13 protein-coding genes are annotated in these 19,890 nt (G+C 37.3%); 6 read left to right on the forward strand and 7 right to left on the reverse strand.

What is annotated here, in order from left to right; translation table 11 throughout:
• Positions 1-73: 73 nt before the first annotated feature.
• On the reverse strand, positions 74-1,360 hold the full coding sequence (locus ACFINU_RS03445; protein WP_375618069.1) for an RsmB/NOP family class I SAM-dependent RNA methyltransferase: 1,287 nt from the start codon (positions 1,358-1,360) through the stop codon (positions 74-76).
• Positions 1,361-1,879: 519 nt separating this feature from the next.
• On the opposite strand from ACFINU_RS03445, the gene ACFINU_RS03450 reads away from it, so the two are divergent.
• Positions 1,880-2,026, forward strand: coding sequence for a hypothetical protein (locus ACFINU_RS03450; protein ID WP_273722522.1), 147 nt, complete (start codon positions 1,880-1,882; stop codon positions 2,024-2,026).
• Between the two features lie 177 nt (positions 2,027-2,203).
• On the opposite strand, the gene guaB is transcribed toward ACFINU_RS03450, so the two are convergent.
• From guaB to ACFINU_RS03465, 3 genes are all read right to left on the reverse strand, one after another.
• Positions 2,204-3,703 (reverse strand): IMP dehydrogenase, encoded by a 1,500-nt coding sequence (gene guaB / locus ACFINU_RS03455; RefSeq protein ID WP_375613284.1) that lies wholly within the window; start codon positions 3,701-3,703, stop codon positions 2,204-2,206.
• Positions 3,704-3,853: 150 nt separating this feature from the next.
• Positions 3,854-5,425 (reverse strand): phospholipase D family protein, encoded by a 1,572-nt coding sequence (locus tag ACFINU_RS03460; RefSeq protein ID WP_375618070.1) that lies wholly within the window; start codon positions 5,423-5,425, stop codon positions 3,854-3,856.
• A gap of 402 nt (positions 5,426-5,827) precedes the next feature.
• Positions 5,828-7,213, reverse strand: coding sequence for a sigma-54-dependent transcriptional regulator (locus ACFINU_RS03465; RefSeq protein WP_375611848.1), 1,386 nt, complete (start codon positions 7,211-7,213; stop codon positions 5,828-5,830).
• 253 nt (positions 7,214-7,466) lie between these two features.
• Here ACFINU_RS03465 and ACFINU_RS03470 point away from each other — a divergent pair, with 253 nt between their 5' ends.
• Positions 7,467-7,826 carry a hypothetical protein gene (locus ACFINU_RS03470; protein WP_375618071.1) on the forward strand — a complete coding sequence of 120 codons (360 nt, stop codon included), beginning with the start codon at positions 7,467-7,469 and terminating at the stop codon, positions 7,824-7,826.
• A 275-nt stretch (positions 7,827-8,101) separates the two neighbouring features.
• Here ACFINU_RS03470 and ACFINU_RS03475 read toward each other — a convergent pair whose 3' ends face one another.
• Together ACFINU_RS03475 and ACFINU_RS03480 are read right to left on the reverse strand one after the other, a co-directional pair.
• Entirely contained in the window at positions 8,102-9,094 is a 993-nt protein-coding gene (locus ACFINU_RS03475) for an SIS domain-containing protein (RefSeq protein ID WP_375618072.1), read from the reverse strand.
• 39 nt (positions 9,095-9,133) lie between these two features.
• Positions 9,134-10,024: a UTP--glucose-1-phosphate uridylyltransferase gene (locus ACFINU_RS03480; protein ID WP_375618073.1), complete on the reverse strand. Its 891-nt coding sequence runs from the start codon at positions 10,022-10,024 to the stop codon at positions 9,134-9,136.
• A gap of 266 nt (positions 10,025-10,290) precedes the next feature.
• On the opposite strand from ACFINU_RS03480, the gene ACFINU_RS03485 reads away from it, so the two are divergent.
• Positions 10,291-11,547 carry a lytic murein transglycosylase gene (locus tag ACFINU_RS03485; protein WP_375618074.1) on the forward strand — a complete coding sequence of 419 codons (1,257 nt, stop codon included), beginning with the start codon at positions 10,291-10,293 and terminating at the stop codon, positions 11,545-11,547.
• A gap of 29 nt (positions 11,548-11,576) precedes the next feature.
• On the forward strand, positions 11,577-12,653 hold the full coding sequence (locus tag ACFINU_RS03490; RefSeq protein WP_375618096.1) for an SGNH family hydrolase: 1,077 nt from the start codon (positions 11,577-11,579) through the stop codon (positions 12,651-12,653).
• 162 nt (positions 12,654-12,815) lie between these two features.
• Here ACFINU_RS03490 and ACFINU_RS03495 read toward each other — a convergent pair whose 3' ends face one another.
• A complete protein-coding gene (locus ACFINU_RS03495) occupies positions 12,816-14,840 on the reverse strand; it encodes a M3 family metallopeptidase (RefSeq protein ID WP_375618075.1) in 2,025 nt (674 codons plus the stop codon).
• A gap of 548 nt (positions 14,841-15,388) precedes the next feature.
• Between ACFINU_RS03495 and mgtE the strand changes: the two genes are divergently transcribed.
• Both mgtE and typA read left to right on the forward strand, forming a co-directional pair.
• Entirely contained in the window at positions 15,389-16,765 is a 1,377-nt protein-coding gene (gene mgtE / locus ACFINU_RS03500; RefSeq protein ID WP_375618076.1) for a magnesium transporter, read from the forward strand.
• A gap of 1,266 nt (positions 16,766-18,031) precedes the next feature.
• Complete coding sequence (gene typA, locus ACFINU_RS03505) at positions 18,032-19,858, forward strand: translational GTPase TypA (RefSeq protein ID WP_375618077.1); 1,827 nt, start codon at positions 18,032-18,034, stop codon at positions 19,856-19,858.
• The last annotated feature ends 32 nt before the right edge of the window (positions 19,859-19,890 follow it).

Genomic DNA, 19,890 nt, shown 5'->3' on the forward strand with positions numbered 1-19,890 from the left:
TTTTCACAAGCCTGTTTTCTTAAGAAAAAGATTATTCTCGTAAAGTTTATGATAAAAAGTGTAAGAATATGGATCAATGTTTTTTTTGCAACACAGATAAAAAGAACCCATCTGTTTGTGTTGTGGCCGGCGACAAAGTAAGTCCATAATTTGAAAAAACTGGTTGCACAGGAGAAAAACTAAAATGTTTCTGCCAAAGCGCTGGCATATCTATTGGAGAAAAATGAGAATGTTGTTGAAGGAAATGGGAAATTTGTTCCTCATTTTCATCTGTAAAAAGAGAACAGGTAATATAGATTAGGCGCCCATTTGGCTTAAGATAAGCTATCGCTTCATTCAAAATATCCCTCTGTTCTGTTTGGCGTTGTTTCACCTGTTCTAATGTTAAACGCCATTTCGCATCTGGACGACGGCGCCATGTTCCTGTCCCACTACATGGTGCATCTAGTAGAACTCTATCCATCTTGCCTATTAATGGCTTCAATTCTTCTTTTTGTGCTCGTGTTTGTACATTACGAACACCAGCGCGTCGAAGACGATCAAAAATAGGAGCTAAGCGCGCTTTATCGGAATCATAAGCATAAATTTGCCCACGATTGTTCATATCGGAAGCTAAAGCTAATGTTTTGCCCCCAGCACCTGCACAATAATCTAATACCTGCATGCTCTCTTGCGCTTCCACAAGGTGAGCAACAATTTGAGATCCTAAATCCTGTATTTCAAAGTGTCCTTTTTGAAAAGCTAGTTCCACTTGAACATTGGGATGACGATTAAACTTTTCAATCGGTGCAATTCTTAAAGCTTGCCCAAACCATGGAAAAGATTTAAGTTTGGTTTTTGCTAATTCTTTCAGCACCTTTTCTGGTGTTGCCTTTAGGTTATTTACCCGTAGGTCTAAAGAAGGACGTGTTGCTAACGCAGCCGCTTCAGTGATCCAATTATCACCAAATAAAGGACGCAGATGCGCTTGACACCATTGCGGAATATCACCACGAATATAGTCTGGAGCATCCACTAATTGCTGACCTTGCCACGATTTACGCTGTTTAGCCCCTAATAACTGCGGTGCAAACCGATCTTCTGCCAATTCACCGTCAATTTGCTCCAGCGTCATTTTTTCAGAATCTAATAAGGCACCAAAAACGATATCTCGGATATCATCACTCTCCATACGCCATTGTAAAGAATAACGTCGTCTTAAAACATCATAAACGATTGTACCAATAGCTGCACGATCACCTGCTCCAGCAAAGCGATGAGAAAGACCCCAATCCTTTAAAGCTTCTCCTACTGGGCGATGCTTCACTTCTATCTCTGTGAGAACATCTATTGCTGCTTGCAAACGCCCACCTAATCGCATTCATTTCTCCCATTAAAATAATAAAATTTTAAATCATCTAAAAAAATAATATTATCGCCTTCTTGCCAATGAAACCTTCTCAAAGCCATAAAAAATTTACATTCAATATTAAAATGATCTGATCATACTTTTTTATAAGATCCAATTTAGAGTATTTAAATTTTTCCTTTCATCTTCTGCCCATTCGCTTTTTATTCTTCTACCTCTTATGCTAAAAGATACGTAGCCATCCATAAAGAACTTATTTCCGCCATGCATTACGAAAAAACCAAACTCTTTAATTTATTTGCGTAAAATAAAATTTACGAGGATTGTCTGAACAATAGAAAAAAATCAAATATCTCCCATCTTTATATGGCTATCCTTCTGAAAAAATAGAAAAAATCTTCTCATAAAATTAAACAAGTTCATCTTACGTTCAACAAAAAATTAACTTTTTAGAAAATGCTTGGAACCACTATTTGGCATGACCGTTTTTACTCTAATGGCAACTGCCAGACAATTTTAAAGGAGAAAATAATGACTTATAATAATGGAAAAACAACTTCGTCTAAAAGCCGTCATAATACAATGCCCTCAAACAACGGAAAGAAATCCGTCCAAAGTGATCAGACAAACACTCGCCAACGTGCGTCAAAGACTGGACGGAAGACAACAAAAAGTTAATTCTAATTATATAACTTATTTCATATAGTCTTAACAGAAAGAATTAGAGTTTTAACCTCTAATTCTTTCCTTTTTGGGATTATTACACCAAATTACAAACAGAAAAAAGCGCAGTCTCTCTTTCTTGTTCTCGGAAAATTTTATATTTATGCAATATGATATTAGGCTCTTGTATCTTTAAACTGGCCCACGATAATTTGGACTCTCTCGTGTGATAGAAACATCATGCGTATGACTTTCATGGAGTCCCGCATTCGTAATACGTACAAACGTTGCTTTTTCACGAAACTCTACGAGATCTTTTGCTCCAACATACCCCATCGAAGCACGAAGTCCACCAGCAAGCTGATGTAGAACTGATGCTATAGGACCTTTATAAGCCACCTGCCCCTCCACACCCTCAGGAACCAACTTAAGTTCATCACGAACATCATCTTGAAAATAGCGATCTGCCGATCCTCGTGCCATAGCACCAACAGATCCCATGCCGCGATAAGCTTTAAAGGATCGTCCTTGATAAAGATAAACTTCGCCAGGACTTTCTTCTGTACCCGCTAAAAGAGAGCCAATCATAGCAGCACAAGCCCCACCTGCTAAGGCTTTAGCAAAATCACCCGAAGCTTTTATCCCCCCATCAGCAATAACGGGAATGCCCGCTTTTTCAGCAACTTCTGCAGCATTCATAATAGCTGCAAGCTGAGGAACACCAACACCTGCAACAATTCGCGTTGTGCAAATAGAACCAGGACCAATTCCAACTTTTATAGCATCCGCACCACTGTCAATCAAAGCCTGTGTTGCTTGAGCAGTCGCCACATTACCAGCAATAATAGCTGGAGAAAACGTCATTTTTTTAATACGCTCAACAGTGTCTAATACACGCTGAGAATGTCCATGTGCAGTATCAATCACAAGAATATCAACGCCTGCATCAATTAATCGTTCTGCCCGCTCAAACCCATCGTTCCCTACACTACTTGCAGCTGCAACACGCAAGCGACCTTGTGAATCTTTGGCAGCATTTGGATTTAATTTTGCTTTTTCAATATCCTTAACTGTTATCAATCCGACACAGCGATTCTGTTCATCCACAACTAATAATTTTTCAATACGATGATGGTGTAAAAGATACTTTGCTTCATTGAGTTGAACATTTTCACGCACTGTGATTAAATTTTCATGCGTCATTAATTCATAAATTTTTTGTTTAGGATCCGATGCAAAACGCACATCCCTATTTGTCAAAATGCCAACAAGCCGTCCAGCAGTTTCACCTTTAGCACCATTTTCAACAACCGGAATACCGGAAATACCATGAGAGCGCATCAAAGATTTTGCTTCTTCAAGTGTTGCATCTGGTCCAATGGTGACTGGATTAACAACCATACCAGATTCAAACTTTTTTACTTGGCGAACTTCTTCTGCCTGCTCTGCAGGAGACATATTACGATGAATAACCCCAAGACCACCAGCTTGAGCCATAGCAATTGCCAAACGCGATTCTGTTACCGTATCCATTGCCGCAGAAAGCAATGGCAAATTGAGCTTAATATCCGCTGCAATGCGCGTACTGAGATCCACTTGACTAGGCATAACAAGAGAATGACCGGGTTGTAAAAGTACATCATCAAAAGTCAGTGCCAATGCACCTGTCCCCGTTTCAACAATCTTTGCCATATCAAAATTCCTTTTATAATAAAACACCGCAAGAAGCTTTAAAATACAACTGCGGTTCTCATACATGGTAGATTGGCAAAAAATTATGCCATGCTACAAACAAAATGAAAAGAAAAATAAATATTTTTTTTAAGTGTGGTTTATAAAAATTTACAATTGTGATTCAATAGGTAACCAACTTATTATTTTTGCAAATGCGCGACGCCAAAAATTGCTTTCTGGCTCATAGTCAATGCTATATTTTTTTTCATTTTCAATAAAATCCCAATAAATACGATTATTATCACCAAGACGCAGATGATAGCTCATCTCCCCTGTAGTTTCTTCAGAAAACAACAAATCTAATCTTGCTGTAATGGGAGCACATTCAAAAAGAATGCCCATTTCTGTATTTAATGATGCTGATCTTGGATCAAAATTTAAAGATCCAATAAAAGCTGTTTTACGATCAATTAAAAAAGCTTTGGCATGTAAACTTGCCTTACTCGATCGAAACAATCGTAACCCATGAGTATTGCCTTCCGCTTTTAATTCATAAAGATTAACACCACTTTTCAACAATGCCTTACGATAAGGTACATAACCACCATGCACTAATGCTACATCAGTAGCAGCTAAAGAATTTGTCAGAATTTTGACATCAACACCCTTTGAAACCAAATTACTAAAATTCTGCGTGCCAACCTTACCAGGAACAAAATAAGGTGACGTAATCTGAACCGTTTTTTGGGCATTTCCAATAACCTTTGAAAGTGCCTTCATAAGCCAATTACTTGCTTTTTTACGCAATGCTTTTTCTGGAGGGTCAGAAAGAACAACAACTTTGTCTGCTAAAAATAACCGCTTTCCTGTTTGGATAAAACAATTAAAGTTAATGTGCTCTTTGACATAATCTAAATAAACTTTTGCAACCTTGGAATCACGAAACTTTCGTAATTTATCTTTCCAATAGCTAAGATCACTTGCGCTTTTAGGAACAACCAAAGTATGAATTGGCAAAACAACAGCACTATTCCAAAAATCATCAAAGATACTTTCTACCTTTTTAACAGAAGGACCGATTAACATCAAATCTAAATCTCGAAAATGGGATTCTTTACCAGCATCAAAATAAGAATCTGCAAGATTACGTCCTCCTACAAAAGCGACCCTGCCATCAACAATAAAAGCTTTATTATGCATTCTACGTGTTACAGTAATTGCCCGTAATATAATTTCTAAACCACGGCGTAAACCACCTTTACGCGATCGCCCTGGATTAAACATTCTCACCTCAATATGAGGATGTTTATCTAGCGCAATATAAGCTGGATCACGTGCCTGAGCATTAATATCATCCAAAAGAAGCCGTACCCGAACCCCTCGATCAGCTGCCTCAACTATTTCGCTTAATAATAAGCGCCCCGTTAAATCATCATCCCAAATATAATACATCAGATCAAGGCTACGCCCAGCCTCTGCAGCTCCTATTGCACGAACACAAAACGCATCCAAATTGCTGATAATGAGGGAAAGGGCATCTTTATCAATCCCCAATCCATTTTCTTTCTCAGCTAATTGACTGACGATACGATCAAGCTTAGTTTCATCTTTCTGAAGAGGTAACGCATAAGAACATTGCCCCCTAGCATTTTTCACAAAACGCCCATAGGTGTAGATTGTCAACATAGATGCAATAAAAAAAAAGAGGACAAAACCAATAACAATCTGTAAAAGAGTCAAAGAGGGCAAACTTTCTATTTTAAACTATCACATCATCAGTAATGCAAACGATAACACTAATCACTTTATCTTAATCGTATAGCAGATAAAATGCCACTTCTTGCTTAAGAGAGTATAAATTTAATATTGATGATACAAAAATTTTAGCGGTAGTATTTAAAAGTTTTTAAAAATGCTTCTCTGTTTTAATAAATGTAAACTTAACTAAAATTGTATAAATTGAAACAAATGATTAAAATAGTCACATAAAATTTATATTTGATTTAAATCAACAAAATCATCCTCTATAGATAAATTTTACAATAAATGATTGTTTTCTTCAGCTTTCCCCCACGGACTTTATCAAAATTCACTCTATTTTTTGAAACACATGCTTGTCATGAAGAGAAATTTGTTATGAATTTACTTTCGTTCTTGATTTCTTATTGCTCTCAATTCTTCCATTTTTCTATAAAGTGTAGAGCGACCAATATGAAGGCGACGCGCAATCTCACTCATATGTCCTTTATAATGTTTAATCGCTTTCTCTATAATATCATGCTCCATTTCTGCAAAAGTACGTACATGCCCATCAGTATTCAAAAATTTTATCGATTCTTGCTCATTATCTTCTTGCATATTACCCTCAATGATATTGGGAACATTCATTAATGAATTTCCCATTAATTGCGGAAAATCTCGAACAGTTAATAACGGTCCTTCACTGAGTAAAATCGCACGAAATAAAAAGGTTTCAAGCTCATTTCTATTGCCAGGCCAATCATACTGCATAAGCAAGGAAAGAGCCGAGCCTGCTAAACCATGGACATGTGATCGCCCTGTTTCTGTGATAATGCGATCAATCAAACGTTGTGTGATCTCTGGAAAATCATCCCTTAATTCTCGTAAAGCAGGAACGCTAATAGACAAGTGAGAAAATTGTTCAAACAAACTATGCAAAAAAAAGTTCTCATTAACCAAGTCCTTTAAACGCGATGTTGAAATAGCGATGATCCGAAAAGGAAAAAAATCTCCTTTTGTATCCCTTTCCCTTTCTTTAAGGTAATGAGCAAACCGTTTTTGCTGTATGGGCTCAAGTCGATCAATATCACAAAGGCAAAGTGTCCCTTTTTCAAGAGAAGAAACCAATGGTAGGAATTCTTTAAACCACTGCTGATTTTCTTCTTCTGGATCAACGATGGCTGAACATTGAAAGCGAACAAAAACACCCTCCGAAAATAATCCCTCATGATGAATAATCCGAGCTAATGTCTCACGTCCTGTTCCAGCTTCTCCCTCTATCAAAAGATTCTGTAAAGAAGTTGCTGCTTGTCTCGATTGTTCTAACACTATCTGCATAGCTCTACTTTTTACGCAAAGATCAGAAAACCGTAAATGATTCTCTTTTTTTCGCCGAATATCTCGAACCTCATGCTCCAAGGCAGAAATAAGAGCAAGGATATCCAAAGTAACTCTTACGCGTAATAATGTTACTGGATGGATCCAATAATCAATAGCTCCAGCTGTTAAAGCTTTCTGGAGCAAATGCTGATTCTCTTGTTGTGCTATAACGACAATAGGAACAGAAACACCAGCAACTCTAATCATTTTAATCAAATCGCTCACACTCAAATCACTCATAACGACATCAAGGAGTGCAAGCACAATGTTTTTACGTCTGTGTAAAAGATCAATCGTACGGAGACCATTTTCTGCTTCAATGACACGATAACCAAAACCTCGCAGCATAGAAGAAAGTTCTATACGTCTTCCATAATCTTCACTCGCAACAAGAATGGGACCAACCATAATGTCAATAATCTCCTTTGAGACTACTTAGCAGCTTAATATAAAAATTGTTGTAAACCATAAGAAATATTTTACCTCTTGTGTGTCACTTACGAACTTCATCAAGCTGTCAATTAAATACAACATTAAGGCATTTTTTTCCATTTTTTTGCTTTTTCATTGATTTTTATCAAATTTTTCATATTGACTCATGGGGTAATTTAATAATGTTATAGAAACTAGAGAGCAAAATAATCTAAATAGAGTGCAATAAATGAAACATCCCTATCATATTTTATGTCTTACAATTACCGCCTTGCTGTTAAGTGCCTGTAACTTTTCGCGATATTATAACTCAAATATGCCAACTGGAATTGATGGAAAATGGGTTGATGAGAATGGTATTATTTCTTCTTTCCACAATGGTGTTTTTGAAACGCGTGCAGCAGATACAGAAGAAAAACTATCAGAAGGAGCATATAATTATCTCAATGCCCAAAATATAGAAATTGAAATACGCTCTATTCTCCGTGGAACAATTTCTAGAGTCAATTGTACAATGTCATATGACGCCACACAACTTCTCTGCACCTCACATACAGGAGCACAGTTTTTCCTTAAGCGGAAATCTTAACAAAGTACAAGGGAAGCCTCTCTTAAGAACGAGGGAGCACATACATTAAGCAGGAGGCGATATCCTTTCTCCTCCTGATAGAAAATCCTCTCTAAAATACGCAAAGAGGCTAGTGTAATCTAGCGCCCCTGAGAATTTTTTAAACATTATGAAATACGTAAAATAATCATTTTCTTCCACAAAATATCAATAAAGCCACCTCACAATAAAATTGTAACTTTGTATCATTCAATCTATTTCAACCTATAACATTTTATTTGATAGGGAAGCTTAATCTAAGCAGCGCCAATGCGCAAAAGATCATGAAAATGAACAATTCCTATCGGTTTTTTATCTTCAACCACAAAAAATGCACCAATCTGATGATCATTAATAAAAGCTGTTGCTGCACCAACAAGTGTATTTGGCTTTACAACTTTAGGAGCTTTGGTCATCACCTCGTCAACATTAAATTTTGATAAATTAAAATGAATGTTACGTGCAAGATCGCCATCAGTTACAATTCCGATTAGTTCACCTTCTTGATTCACAACACCAACACAACCAAAATGTTTTTCCACCAAAACATTCATCGCTTCAGTCATAGCTGTTCCCTGCATAACCAAAGGAATATTATCACCCTCATGCATAATATCACACACGTATTTAAGGCTTGCACCAAGAGAACCACCAGGATGATATATTTTGAAATCCGTTGCGGTAAAACCACGCATTTCTAAAAGAGAAACCGCTAATGCATCTCCCATTGCCAATTGCATAATTGTTGAAGTTGTAGGGGCTAAACCATGGGGGCAAGCCTCTTCTATCTTTGGTAATAATAGCACAATATCAGCTTGCCGTCCTAACACAGAGTGCTTACTTGATGTCATCGCAATAAGGGGGATACGAAAACGCGCCGCATAACTCATAATACCACTTAACTCTTGAGTTTCACCAGACCATGATAAAGCAAGAATAACGTCATCAGAGCCAATCATACCAAGATCACCATGATTGGCTTCTGCAGCGTGCACAAAAAAGGCAGGTGTTCCAGTTGAGGCTAAGGTTGCTGCAATTTTTGTCCCTATATGACCACTTTTTCCAAGACCAGTAATGACCACATGTCCAGGCGCATTTCTAATAGTTTGAACAGCCGCTTCAAAAGAAGAAGAAAGACTTTCCAGCAGAGCTTTTTCAAGAGCTTCAAGCCCCTGCTTTTCACTAGCAAGTGTTTTAAGCGCTGATGCTACTGCACCTTGCAAAGCCATATGAGAAGACGGTATTGTCATAATCAAATTCGATCAATAAAATTAAGTGAGAGATCTATATCACTTTTCAACATTAATGGTTTCCAGTAAATTTTTCAATGAAGCAGAAACGTGGCTGTGCATATCAGCGCGTGCCAAAGAAAATGCAACGTTGGCTTCAATAAAACCAGCTTTAGAACCGCAATCAAAAGTGTGCCCTTTTACTTGCAAACCCCAAAAATCTTGCTCATTTGAAAGCCGTATCATAGCATCTGTTAATTGAATTTCATTTCCTGTTCCCCGTTCTTGAGTGGAAAGAATATTAAAAATTTCTGGCTGCAAAATATAACGTCCATTGATGTACAAATTTGATGGTGCCGTTCCTTGTGCCGGTTTCTCTACCATTTTTGTGATTTCAAAACCATTTGCAATCTGTTTGCCTTTCCCAACAATACCATATTTATGTGTTTCTCTAGGATCGCATTCCTGAACTGCTATAATATTTCCCCCACCCACCTTTTCATAAAGGCTCATCATTTCAGAAAGACAGCCCTTTTTCGCCTGTATCAACATATCGGGTAATAATAAAGCAAAAGGTTCCCCTGCAACTAATTCACGCGCGCACCAAAGAGCATGCCCTAATCCCAAAGGTTGCTGTTGCCGAGTGAAAGAAGTTGACCCTGGTAATGGCTGTAAACGGTATAAGTGTGCAAGATCTTCTTTCTTTCCACATTCAGCAAGTGTCGTGTATAATTCAACTTGCGCATCAAAATAATCCTCAATGACTGCTTTGTTACGTCCAGTCACAAAAATAAAATGCTCAATACCAGCTTCCCTCGCCTCATCCACAACATATTGAATAACAGGTTTATCAACAACTGTTAACATTTCTTTAGGAATCGTTTTTGTCGCAGGAAGGAAACGCGTACCAAGACCTGCTACTGGGAATACTGCTTTCCGGATTTTACGCACACTCACCCTCCTCAATGAATTCATATAACTTTTTTGTTTTATTTATCATATGTTTTTACGAAATGGTAAAAAAGATATCTTATTGTTTTGATTATCATTATAATGGGCAATCAAAAATGTAAAAAGAGTCTGAGAATTTATTGAAAGGATTAAAACGAATTATTTATTTCAGTTTTTTCCTCTTCTTGATCATATTATCGATTAAACTAAATACAAAATAAAGTTATTGCACATCTAATAAATTGAATATTAATGGGGATTTCAAAATGCAAAAAACAGAATTGAAGACTTTCTCTTTTTTAGAGAAGTCAATAGCTTGGAGAACTCTTTTCACTGTCTCTGCCGTTATTTTTTCTGCTTTTTTTATGTTTTTTATATCCCTTTCATATGCTGATAGCGGATTTAAACACTGGATTAAAGAATTTAAAAAAATAGCTATTGCTCACAATATTACCCCTTCTACGTTTCATATGACGTTTCAAGGTGTTAATGCCATTGATCCTGAAGTTCTAAAAAGCGCCGCATACCAACCGGAATTTGTTGCTCCTTCCTGGAACTATTTCGATAATCGTGTCCATGATATTGCAATTGAGGAAGGACGGCGCCAAACTCAAAAATGGAACAAATGGCTTCTTCAAATTGAAAAACGTTTTGGTGTTGACCGCAATATTCTGCTTGCTATTTGGTCAATGGAAAGCAACTATGGGAAGGTTTTAGCCAATAAAAGTGTAATGCGTGATACAATTCGCTCTCTTGCAACTTTAGCCTATGCTGATAAAAAACGTGCAAAATATGCATATACACAGCTGATTGCTGCTATGAAAATTCTACAAAGTGGCGAAATTAAACGCTCTCAACTCACAGGATCTTGGGCCGGTGCATTGGGGCATACACAATTTATTCCAAGCAGTTATCTCACCTATGCAGTTGATATGGACCAAGATGGACGGCGTGATATCTGGAACTCTGTTCCAGATGCTCTGGCTACTGCAGCTAACCTTCTCCACAAAAATGGCTGGCAACCTAATCTTATTTGGGGAGTAGAGGTAAAAGTGCCGCAGGGGAAAAACCTTCCTGAAGGCTGGTATTCCTTTGAACAATGGAAAAAATTAGGTGTAAAACACGCAAATGGACATCCTCTTCCTACATTAGCTGAACAAGCAATATTAAAATATCCAGATGGAGCAAAAGGACCTATATTTTTAGTCACAAAAAATTTCTTTGTTCTGAAACATTATAATAATGCAGATCGTTATGCGTTTGCTGTTGCCCTTCTTGCTGATCGCATTGCTGGACATCCTGGATTGGTGAACGATTGGCAAAGACCTTTTCAACCTCTCACTTTCCAAGAATGTAAAGAACTACAATCTCGCTTAAGTGCACTGGGCTATTATAAAGGGAATGTCGATGGAAAAATTGGAACAGCTTCTCGCAAAGCAATTAAAGCTTTTCAACTGCGTCACGGTCTAAAAGCAAATGGATATCCATCATCTCAAGTGCTTTTGCTCCTTCGCAAACAATAATGGAGACTAAGGTTTTGTCTTCTTTTCGCCTGATATATTTTCGCCTGATATACTTGACATTATTGCTTTTTTCACTTTCTATTGTGGGGATCTTACAGCCATCCCCAAGTAAAGCAACGAACTTCTTCAAATGGTTATCACAACAAAACAAACAGACACAGCAGCCACCGCAAATTATAGAACAAAAAATAGACAAGCCGCAAAAAAAGATCGTAACACAAAAAAACATACAAAAGCTAAAAAATGAGAATGCAAAACGCATTCTTGTTGTAGGGGATTTTGCAGCCTCTGCTGTTGCCGATGCACTTAAAAAGTTTTTTATAAATAATAGCGATATCGTTATCATGAACAACACAATACCAGCTTCCGGCTTAGTCCGAACGGATTATTATTCTTGGCAAAGCAATATTTCTAAACTCATTGACCAAAATAGCCCCGATGTTATTATCATGATGATCGGTGCAAATGATAATCAACCCATCACAGACTCTCATAATATGATTAACACAGATCAGTCAGAATGGATGCGCATCTACAAACGAAGAATTATCGAAATTACTGAAAGTCTTCACGCCTCTGGAAAATCATGGATATGGATAGGTCAGCCTTCTTTTGGAAATGACCTTTTGACACAAAAAATGAAAATTTTTAATGCGCTCTATAAACAAGAAACAGAAACAGCAGGAGGGTATTTTCTCGATATCTGGAGCGGCTTTAGTGATGAAGAAGGAAATTTTTCTTTTTCAAGCTATGATATTAATGGAAAAACAACCAAATTACGCACCAATAATGGCATGCATTTCACCCCTGAAGGAAAGAAAAAACTTGCCTCTTATTTAGAAAAACCATTGAAAAATATTTTAAATTTTCACGCCTTTTCTCATGAAAATTCATACTCAACCGATAAAGCTATTCAAAAACTTATACAAGAATCAGAGAATCAAGAGCGGAGCAAAATTATGCGTCAGCCTCCAATGAACCTCGATGATATGGTACAAAAAAACACTCACCTTTTAGGCAAACGAAAGTCAAGTTTTATAAAAAAATCATGGTTTCCACCAAATGGGCATCAAAAAGATCGAGCTGATAATTTTTCTTTCCCATAATGTCTATTTAAAATACAAAATCTATTTTCCTCTATAAACAAAAAGCGAATAAGATAAAAAACTCTGTTTACAGAGCTATAATGAAGAGAAAATTTGCATAAATCACAACTGCACCTTTCGAATAATATGAAAACGGCATGGTGTTAACCATACCGTTATATCTTATAGTCCACGTTTGTTAATCATTGCCTCTGGCAAAGGCATTCGTCCCCGAAAAGCTTTATAAAGCTCCTCTGGATCACGACTTCCTCCAGCGGAGTAAATAAAACGTTTCAACTTAACAGCAAGCTCTGAATTAAAAACATCTCCCGTTTCTTCAAAAGCTTGAAAAGCATCAGTATCAAGGACTTCCGACCACATATAAGAATAGTAACCAGATGCATAACCATCCCCCGCAAACACGTGCATAAAATGTGGGGGACGATGACGCATAATAATTGTATCAGGCATTTGCAGCTTTTCTAATTCTTGGCGTTCAAACACTGTTGGATCCGTGACTGTTTCGCCTTGATGAAAAGCCATATCCACTAAAGCTGATGAGATAAATTCAACGGCAGAAAATCCTGCATTAAATGTCTGTGCTACTAAGACTTTATCTATCAACTCTTGTGGCATAGGATGGCCTGTTTTTGTATGTATAGCATAAGATTTTAATATCTCTGGTACTGTTAACCAATGTTCGTAAAGTTGAGAAGGTAGCTCAACAAAATCACGTGAAACAGATGTTCCCGACACAGATGGCCATGTGACATCAGAAAGCAAACCATGCAATGCATGTCCAAATTCGTGGAAAAGCGTACGTGCATCATCAAGTGATAAAAGAGCAACTTCCCCTTTAGGTGGTTTAGCAAAATTACAAACATTGTAGATAATAGGCTTTTGTCCGCCATCCAATTTATGTTGTGATTGCAAACTACTCATCCACGCACCGGAGCGTTTTGAAGAACGCGCAAAATAATCACCAATAAAATGCCCAAGTAGACTTCCATCAGACTTTTTTACTTCCCACAAACGTGCATCAGGATGCCAAAGTGTAACAGCGTTTTTTTCTTCAAATGTAATGCTAAAGAGTTTTTCGGCTACCCCAAAAGCCGCTTTAATCATAAGATCAAGCTGAAAATAATATTTAATCTCAGCGCTATCGAAAGAAAGTTTTTCAGTGCGAAGCTTTTCAGCATAATAACGCCAATCCCAAGCAGCTAAAGATTCATTGCTGCCCTGATTGTTGGCAAAATTTTGTAAGTCAATTTGCTCAGTAGAAGCTTTCGCTCTTGCGCGCTTCCATACAGGCATAAGCAAATCCATAACGGAATCAACACTTTTAGCCATAGTATTATCGAGCTTCAAATCCGCGAAAGATTTATATCCCAATAATTTAGCCTGCTCATCTCGAAGCGCAACAATCTCTACAATAATTGTTTTATTATCATTCTTGTTATTATTTTCACCACGTTTAGCCCAAGCTTGGAATGCAACCTCACGCAAATCACGACGATCAGAGAATTTTAAAAAAGGTTCAACAATCGAACGTGCTAGTGTTAATGCATACGCTTCTTCGTTGCCTCTTTCACACGCAATTTCCTTCATTGAAGCAATGAGATCTTGTGGTAAACCAGATAAGTCTGTTTGTTTTAAAAACAGAATCCATTCAGCTTCATCATTTAAGACATTTTGTCCAAAAGTAGCATTTAAAAAAGCAAGTCTTTCATTAATTTCCAAAAGCCGTTTCTTAGCTTTTTCATCGAGTTTTGCCCCATGACAAACAAACTTTTTCCACCATAATTCAAGAACACGTGTTGTTTCACTCTCAAATGTGCCCAGCTGCGACTGTTTATAAAGCACATCTATTTTCGCAAATATCCGCGCATCCATCATCATTTTTGAAGAATAACAAGAAAGTTTTACAACGAACTCTTGCTCTAGCTGTTGAATTAATACATTCGTATGAGCACTGGTGCGTAAGAAAAATATTGAACAGACACGATCAAGCGCTTTGCCGCAAAGCTCAAAAGGCTGCAAAAAATTCTCAAGCGTTGGTGGTTCTTGCACCATCGCAATTGCCTCTAGTTCTTCTTCTGCTTCTTGAAGTGCCTGTTCAAAAGCGGGTTTAAAATCTTCATCACTTATAGAAGAAAAATCAGGAAGACCTGAAAATCCCTTCCAGTCCAGCACTGCTGCTTTTGTCATAATACTTTATGTCTCCATTATAAATTTAAACTGTAACAATTATCTTTACGACACAAATTGATAACATACTAAAACTATTTCGTGAGTTTCAAAACTACCTTTCAAAACGCTATTGAATAAAAAACCTTAAAATCGTAAAGCTCTTCCATTTCAAACCATATTATATTGAAGCAATAAAGATTATTCGCTCGCACATCACAATAGAATTGCATATTAACAAAAACACTTGGAGAAAAGCATAATCTCCACTCTTTATAAAATATTGCTGTAGATTCTTTTGAAAATCGCAAACTGCATTAAAGAAATGATGGTAAAATCAGAACTGATTTTTACATTTACGTTTTTATATTATCCTCAAATTAAGCTGTATTCTCGTTTTAGTGATTCAGAAACTTGTTTATAACTTATAATTTACCCTTGACTTTACTTCAAATATTAACAATTGGGAATATAGCTGGGGAGTTTTTTAAATCTTCCATAAACTTTTGTTTTTATCTCATCTATTATCTAGATTTACAACTCTCCAACTCTTCAGGAGGTACTTTATCATGACTGAAATCAAAACGGACTTCGACTTCAAAAATTTTTCTCCTGAAGCTCTCGCTGAAAACTTAAAGAACCAGCATTTTGCAGACTCTATTGATATCATCAATGACCTCGATATCATGGAACGTGTAACTATTCTTAGTCTTCTGCCTCTTGATTATGTTATCGAACTTTTTGATAAACCAGAGCTTGAGCAACCTGCTGCCATCCTAGAACTTCTCCCTATAAATCGTGCTGTTGAAATTCTTGATGGCATGTCTGCTGATGCTGCTGCAGACGTCTTTCAAGAAATGGATAAAGAAACCCGCACACGACTTTATGCCTTGCTTAACCCCTTAACGCGCGCTGAACTTAAAAAACTCACCAGTTATCCTGATCATACAGCAGGAGCACTGATGACAACAGAGTTTATAGCCGTTCCTTCAAACTGGACCATACAAAAAACTTTGGATCACATTCGTGAGGTCGAGCGAACACGTGAAACAGTTTATACCAGCTATGTAATTGATCCCAAAACAGGTATTCTTCTCAAAGCTGTTTCCCTGCGTAACCTTATTCTTGCCTCACCTGATGAACAAATTCTTAATGTCCCTACCCATGACTCGCCCATTACAATATCACCCTTCACACATCATGAAGATATCGCACGCCTTTTCCAGCGCCATGATCTTCTCTCTGTGCCTGTAGTTGATGAAAGTAACCATGTCATTGGTATTGTAACCGTTGATGATGTGCTTGATACTATGGTCGATGAGATGAATGAAGATGCCTATAAATTTGGGGGTATGGAAGCGCTTAATAAGCCCTATATGCAAATTAAGTTTCCTGAAATGATGAAAAAACGTGGCGGATGGCTCGCTTTACTCTTTATCGGTGAAATGCTGACAGCAAGCGCTATGCAACATTTCGAAACAGAACTCGAAAAAGCGATTATTCTTACACTGTTCATACCTCTCATTATGAGCTCAGGAGGAAATTCCGGCTCACAGGCTACATCCCTTATTATCCGTGCATTGGCTTTACGTGAACTCACGTTGAAAGACTGGTGGAAAGTGATCATTCGTGAAATTCCAACAGGACTATCCCTTGGTCTCTTACTAGGAATTATTGGTGTTACGCGCATTGCTCTTTGGCAAAAACTGGGTATCTACGACTATGGCCAACATTGGATTGCTATTTCGACAACAGTGGGTACAGCTTTAGTTGGAATCGTTACCTTTGGTTCTCTTTCTGGATCTATGTTGCCTTTTATTCTTAAAGGTTTAAAATTTGATCCAGCAAGTGCTTCTGCTCCTTTTGTGGCAACTTTAGTAGATGTCATGGGCATTATAATCTACTTTTCTGTAGCTTCTCTCATTTTGTCAGGAACTCTTCTTTAAACATGTAAAGTAAAAACTCTTACTTATGGAAAAATCTTGTCATGTAACCTAAGATTCTTTCCATAAGAGAATAAGCTTTATTATTTATTTTCTAGCGCACCGCTCTATAGATAATTTATTATTTTTTTGAATAACAGCTCCGAATAACGTAATTTTACCTCATCATAAAGCTTCTCATATTAAATTGATTAAAGTCATCTTCTTGCCAGTCACAAACGAGATCGGTGTATGGCTAAAAACTATTCAAGAAAAAATAAAATACTTCTTATATCCTCTCTCTCTCGTATCAAAAACTGGCGCAATATTGACAGCTGAGAAAGAATAATAATGATGATACTCAACAGGCTTTATATTTCTTCACAAAGGCGTTAATAGTATACTATTCGCGTATGTTATATCATTTATGAGCCCTATCATGGAATGAATGTAGTGTACGTTAAGCAATCTCTCTTAAGTACATGAATATGCAACAAAAAGTATATTCTGTTTAAAGTGTTCTGTTTGGCATAAAAAGCATACTCCTATTAGAGAGTGCAATTAACAAAAGTGTAAGGCAATGCACTATCTCCATGGTTTAAAAGATATTACTTTAGATGCTTTTGAAATCATAAATTGGATTAACAGCAAAGATGGGAATTTTCTTTGGATGCCTTCATATTCTTTCTAAATAAGACTGTATGACGGGTTCATAAATAAATCAAACAGATATAACTCTTGCCCTAATCTGGCATACAAAAGCTAGAACTTCTTATAAAATTCTTAATCGTCTCAATATCTACCTCAAATACACGATTGCATTAGATCTGATTTTGATTGACAAGTTATGGAATAAGACAAAGCTTTATTTAGAATAAAAATGTTGTAAAGTTGTCAATAAATTGGCTATGGATTGAGAGATATTCCGGATTTTTATCAATCTCTTTGCAAAACAACAACAACAATACCGCTAGCTTTATACTTACTTACTCTTACAAGAATTCATATAAATTTCTTGTGTCATATTGATAAAAATCAAATTGACTGTGATTTTTGGGATAATTCTTAACTCGAGAATAGAACATACGTACTATAAAAAACTTTTACGAAGCTTCAGAAATTGAAGCTCAATAGAGCCTTAAAGACTTGGATAAATAGTTTTGCCATAAAAATATTGCCTCCATCTTCCAAAATTATAAAAAAACATGTAAAAGGTTTTCTAATAGTCAGGCAAAGAATGTAAAGACTTTGCCTCAAATGAAATTTCATTAAACGAAAAGAAGAAAATTTATGCAATTGCGTAACATTGCCATCATTGCCCACGTTGACCATGGGAAAACAACGCTTGTAGACGGGCTTCTCAAGCAATCAGGAAACTTCCGTGATAATCAGCGTACAAGCGAACGTATGATGGATTCAAATGATATTGAGAAAGAACGCGGAATTACAATCCTAGCGAAAGTGACATCTGTTGTTTGGAAAGATACTCGAATTAATATTGTTGATACACCAGGACACGCCGACTTTGGTGGAGAAGTTGAACGCATCCTAAATATGGTTGATGGAGCCATTGTACTTGTTGATGCTGCTGAAGGACCAATGCCACAAACAAAATTTGTCGTTGGCAAAGCATTGAAAGTGGGATTGCGCCCTATTGTTGCTATTAATAAAATTGACCGACCGGATGCACGCGTTGATGAAGTCATTAATGAGGTTTTTGACCTTTTCGCTGCTCTTGATGCAACCGATGAACAGCTTGATTTTCCTATTCTTTATGGATCTGGACGCGATGGATGGATGGCTGAAGCCCCTGAAGGACCAAAAGATCAGGGATTAGGTCCTTTATTTGATCTTGTGACGCAGCATGTCCCTTCTCCTAGTGTAGCAGAAGGACCGTTTCGCATGATTGGAACTATTCTTGAAGCGGATCCGTTTTTGGGACGAATTATTACAGGACGGATTCATTCTGGCTCTTTGAAACCCAATCAAAATGTCAAGGTTCTTGGACAAGATGGAAAACTTTTAGAAACTGGGCGTATTTCAAAAATTTTAGCATTTCGTGGCTTAGAACGGCAACCTATTGAAGAAGGAAGTGCTGGTGATATTGTTGCGATTGCAGGTCTACAAAAAGGTACCGTTGCTGATACTTTCTGTGACCCTACTGTCAATGACCCCCTTACTGCCCAACCAATTGATCCTCCTACTGTTACTATGAGTTTTCTCGTCAACGATAGTCCCCTTGCTGGAACTGAAGGCGATAAAGTAACAAGTCGTGTCATTCGTGACCGATTGTTAAAAGAAGCAGAAGGCAATGTCGCTCTTAAAATTGAAGAATCAGCCGATAAAGATTCTTTCTACGTTTCAGGACGAGGAGAATTACAGCTTGCAGTTCTCATTGAAAATATGCGCCGTGAAGGATTTGAGCTTAGTGTTTCACGTCCACGTGTTGTTATGCAAAAAGATGAAAATGGAATAACTCTTGAGCCAATCGAAGAAGTTGTTATCGATGTTGATGAAGAATATTCCGGTACTGTTGTACAAAAAATGTCTGAACGTAAAGGCGAAATGGTGGAATTACGTCCTTCTGGAGGTAATCGTGTCCGCCTTGTTTTTTATGCACCAACCCGAGGACTCATTGGTTATCAATCTGAACTTTTAACGGACACACGTGGTACAGCAATTATGAATCGCCTTTTCCATGCTTATGAACCTTATAAAGGAGACATTGCTGGTCGTGTTAATGGTGTTATGATTTCAAATGACAACGGTGAATCTGTCGCTTATGCTCTTTTTAATCTTGAAGATCGTGGACCTATGATCATCGATGCGGGTGTGAAAGTCTATCAAGGTATGATTATTGGCATCCACTCACGAGATAATGACTTAGAAGTTAATGTGTTAAAAGGGAAAAAACTCACCAATATGCGCGCTTCCGGAAAAGATGAAGCCGTAAAGCTAACGCCTCCCATTAAAATGACGTTAGAACGCGCCTTATCGTGGATACAAGATGATGAACTTGTGGAAGTAACCCCTAAAAATATTCGTCTCCGCAAACTCTATCTTGATCCTAATGAACGTAAACGTTTTGAAAAAGCACGTGCATCAATTTCAAGTTAATTTCATAATCTCTTTGGTAAAATATTTAATTG

This window comes from Bartonella sp. AC130YNZD, assembly GCF_042196865.1.
GTDB lineage: Bacteria > Pseudomonadota > Alphaproteobacteria > Rhizobiales > Rhizobiaceae > Bartonella.

Bases quoted from the DNA above. Each gene is read 5' to 3' on its own strand.
- ACFINU_RS03485 (WP_375618074.1), top strand. From the start codon at position 10,291: ATGCAAAAAACAGAATTGAAGACTTTCTCTTTTTTAGAGAAGTCAATA.
- mgtE (WP_375618076.1), top strand. From the start codon at position 15,389: ATGACTGAAATCAAAACGGACTTCGACTTCAAAAATTTTTCTCCTGAA.
- ACFINU_RS03465 (WP_375611848.1), bottom strand. From the start codon at position 7,213: ATGGTTGGTCCCATTCTTGTTGCGAGTGAAGATTATGGAAGACGTATA.
- ACFINU_RS03470 (WP_375618071.1), top strand. From the start codon at position 7,467: ATGAAACATCCCTATCATATTTTATGTCTTACAATTACCGCCTTGCTG.
- ACFINU_RS03450 (WP_273722522.1), top strand. From the start codon at position 1,880: ATGACTTATAATAATGGAAAAACAACTTCGTCTAAAAGCCGTCATAAT.
- ACFINU_RS03445 (WP_375618069.1), bottom strand. From the start codon at position 1,360: ATGCGATTAGGTGGGCGTTTGCAAGCAGCAATAGATGTTCTCACAGAG.
- ACFINU_RS03495 (WP_375618075.1), bottom strand. From the start codon at position 14,840: ATGACAAAAGCAGCAGTGCTGGACTGGAAGGGATTTTCAGGTCTTCCT.
- ACFINU_RS03475 (WP_375618072.1), bottom strand. From the start codon at position 9,094: ATGACAATACCGTCTTCTCATATGGCTTTGCAAGGTGCAGTAGCATCA.
- typA (WP_375618077.1), top strand. From the start codon at position 18,032: ATGCAATTGCGTAACATTGCCATCATTGCCCACGTTGACCATGGGAAA.
- guaB (WP_375613284.1), bottom strand. From the start codon at position 3,703: ATGGCAAAGATTGTTGAAACGGGGACAGGTGCATTGGCACTGACTTTT.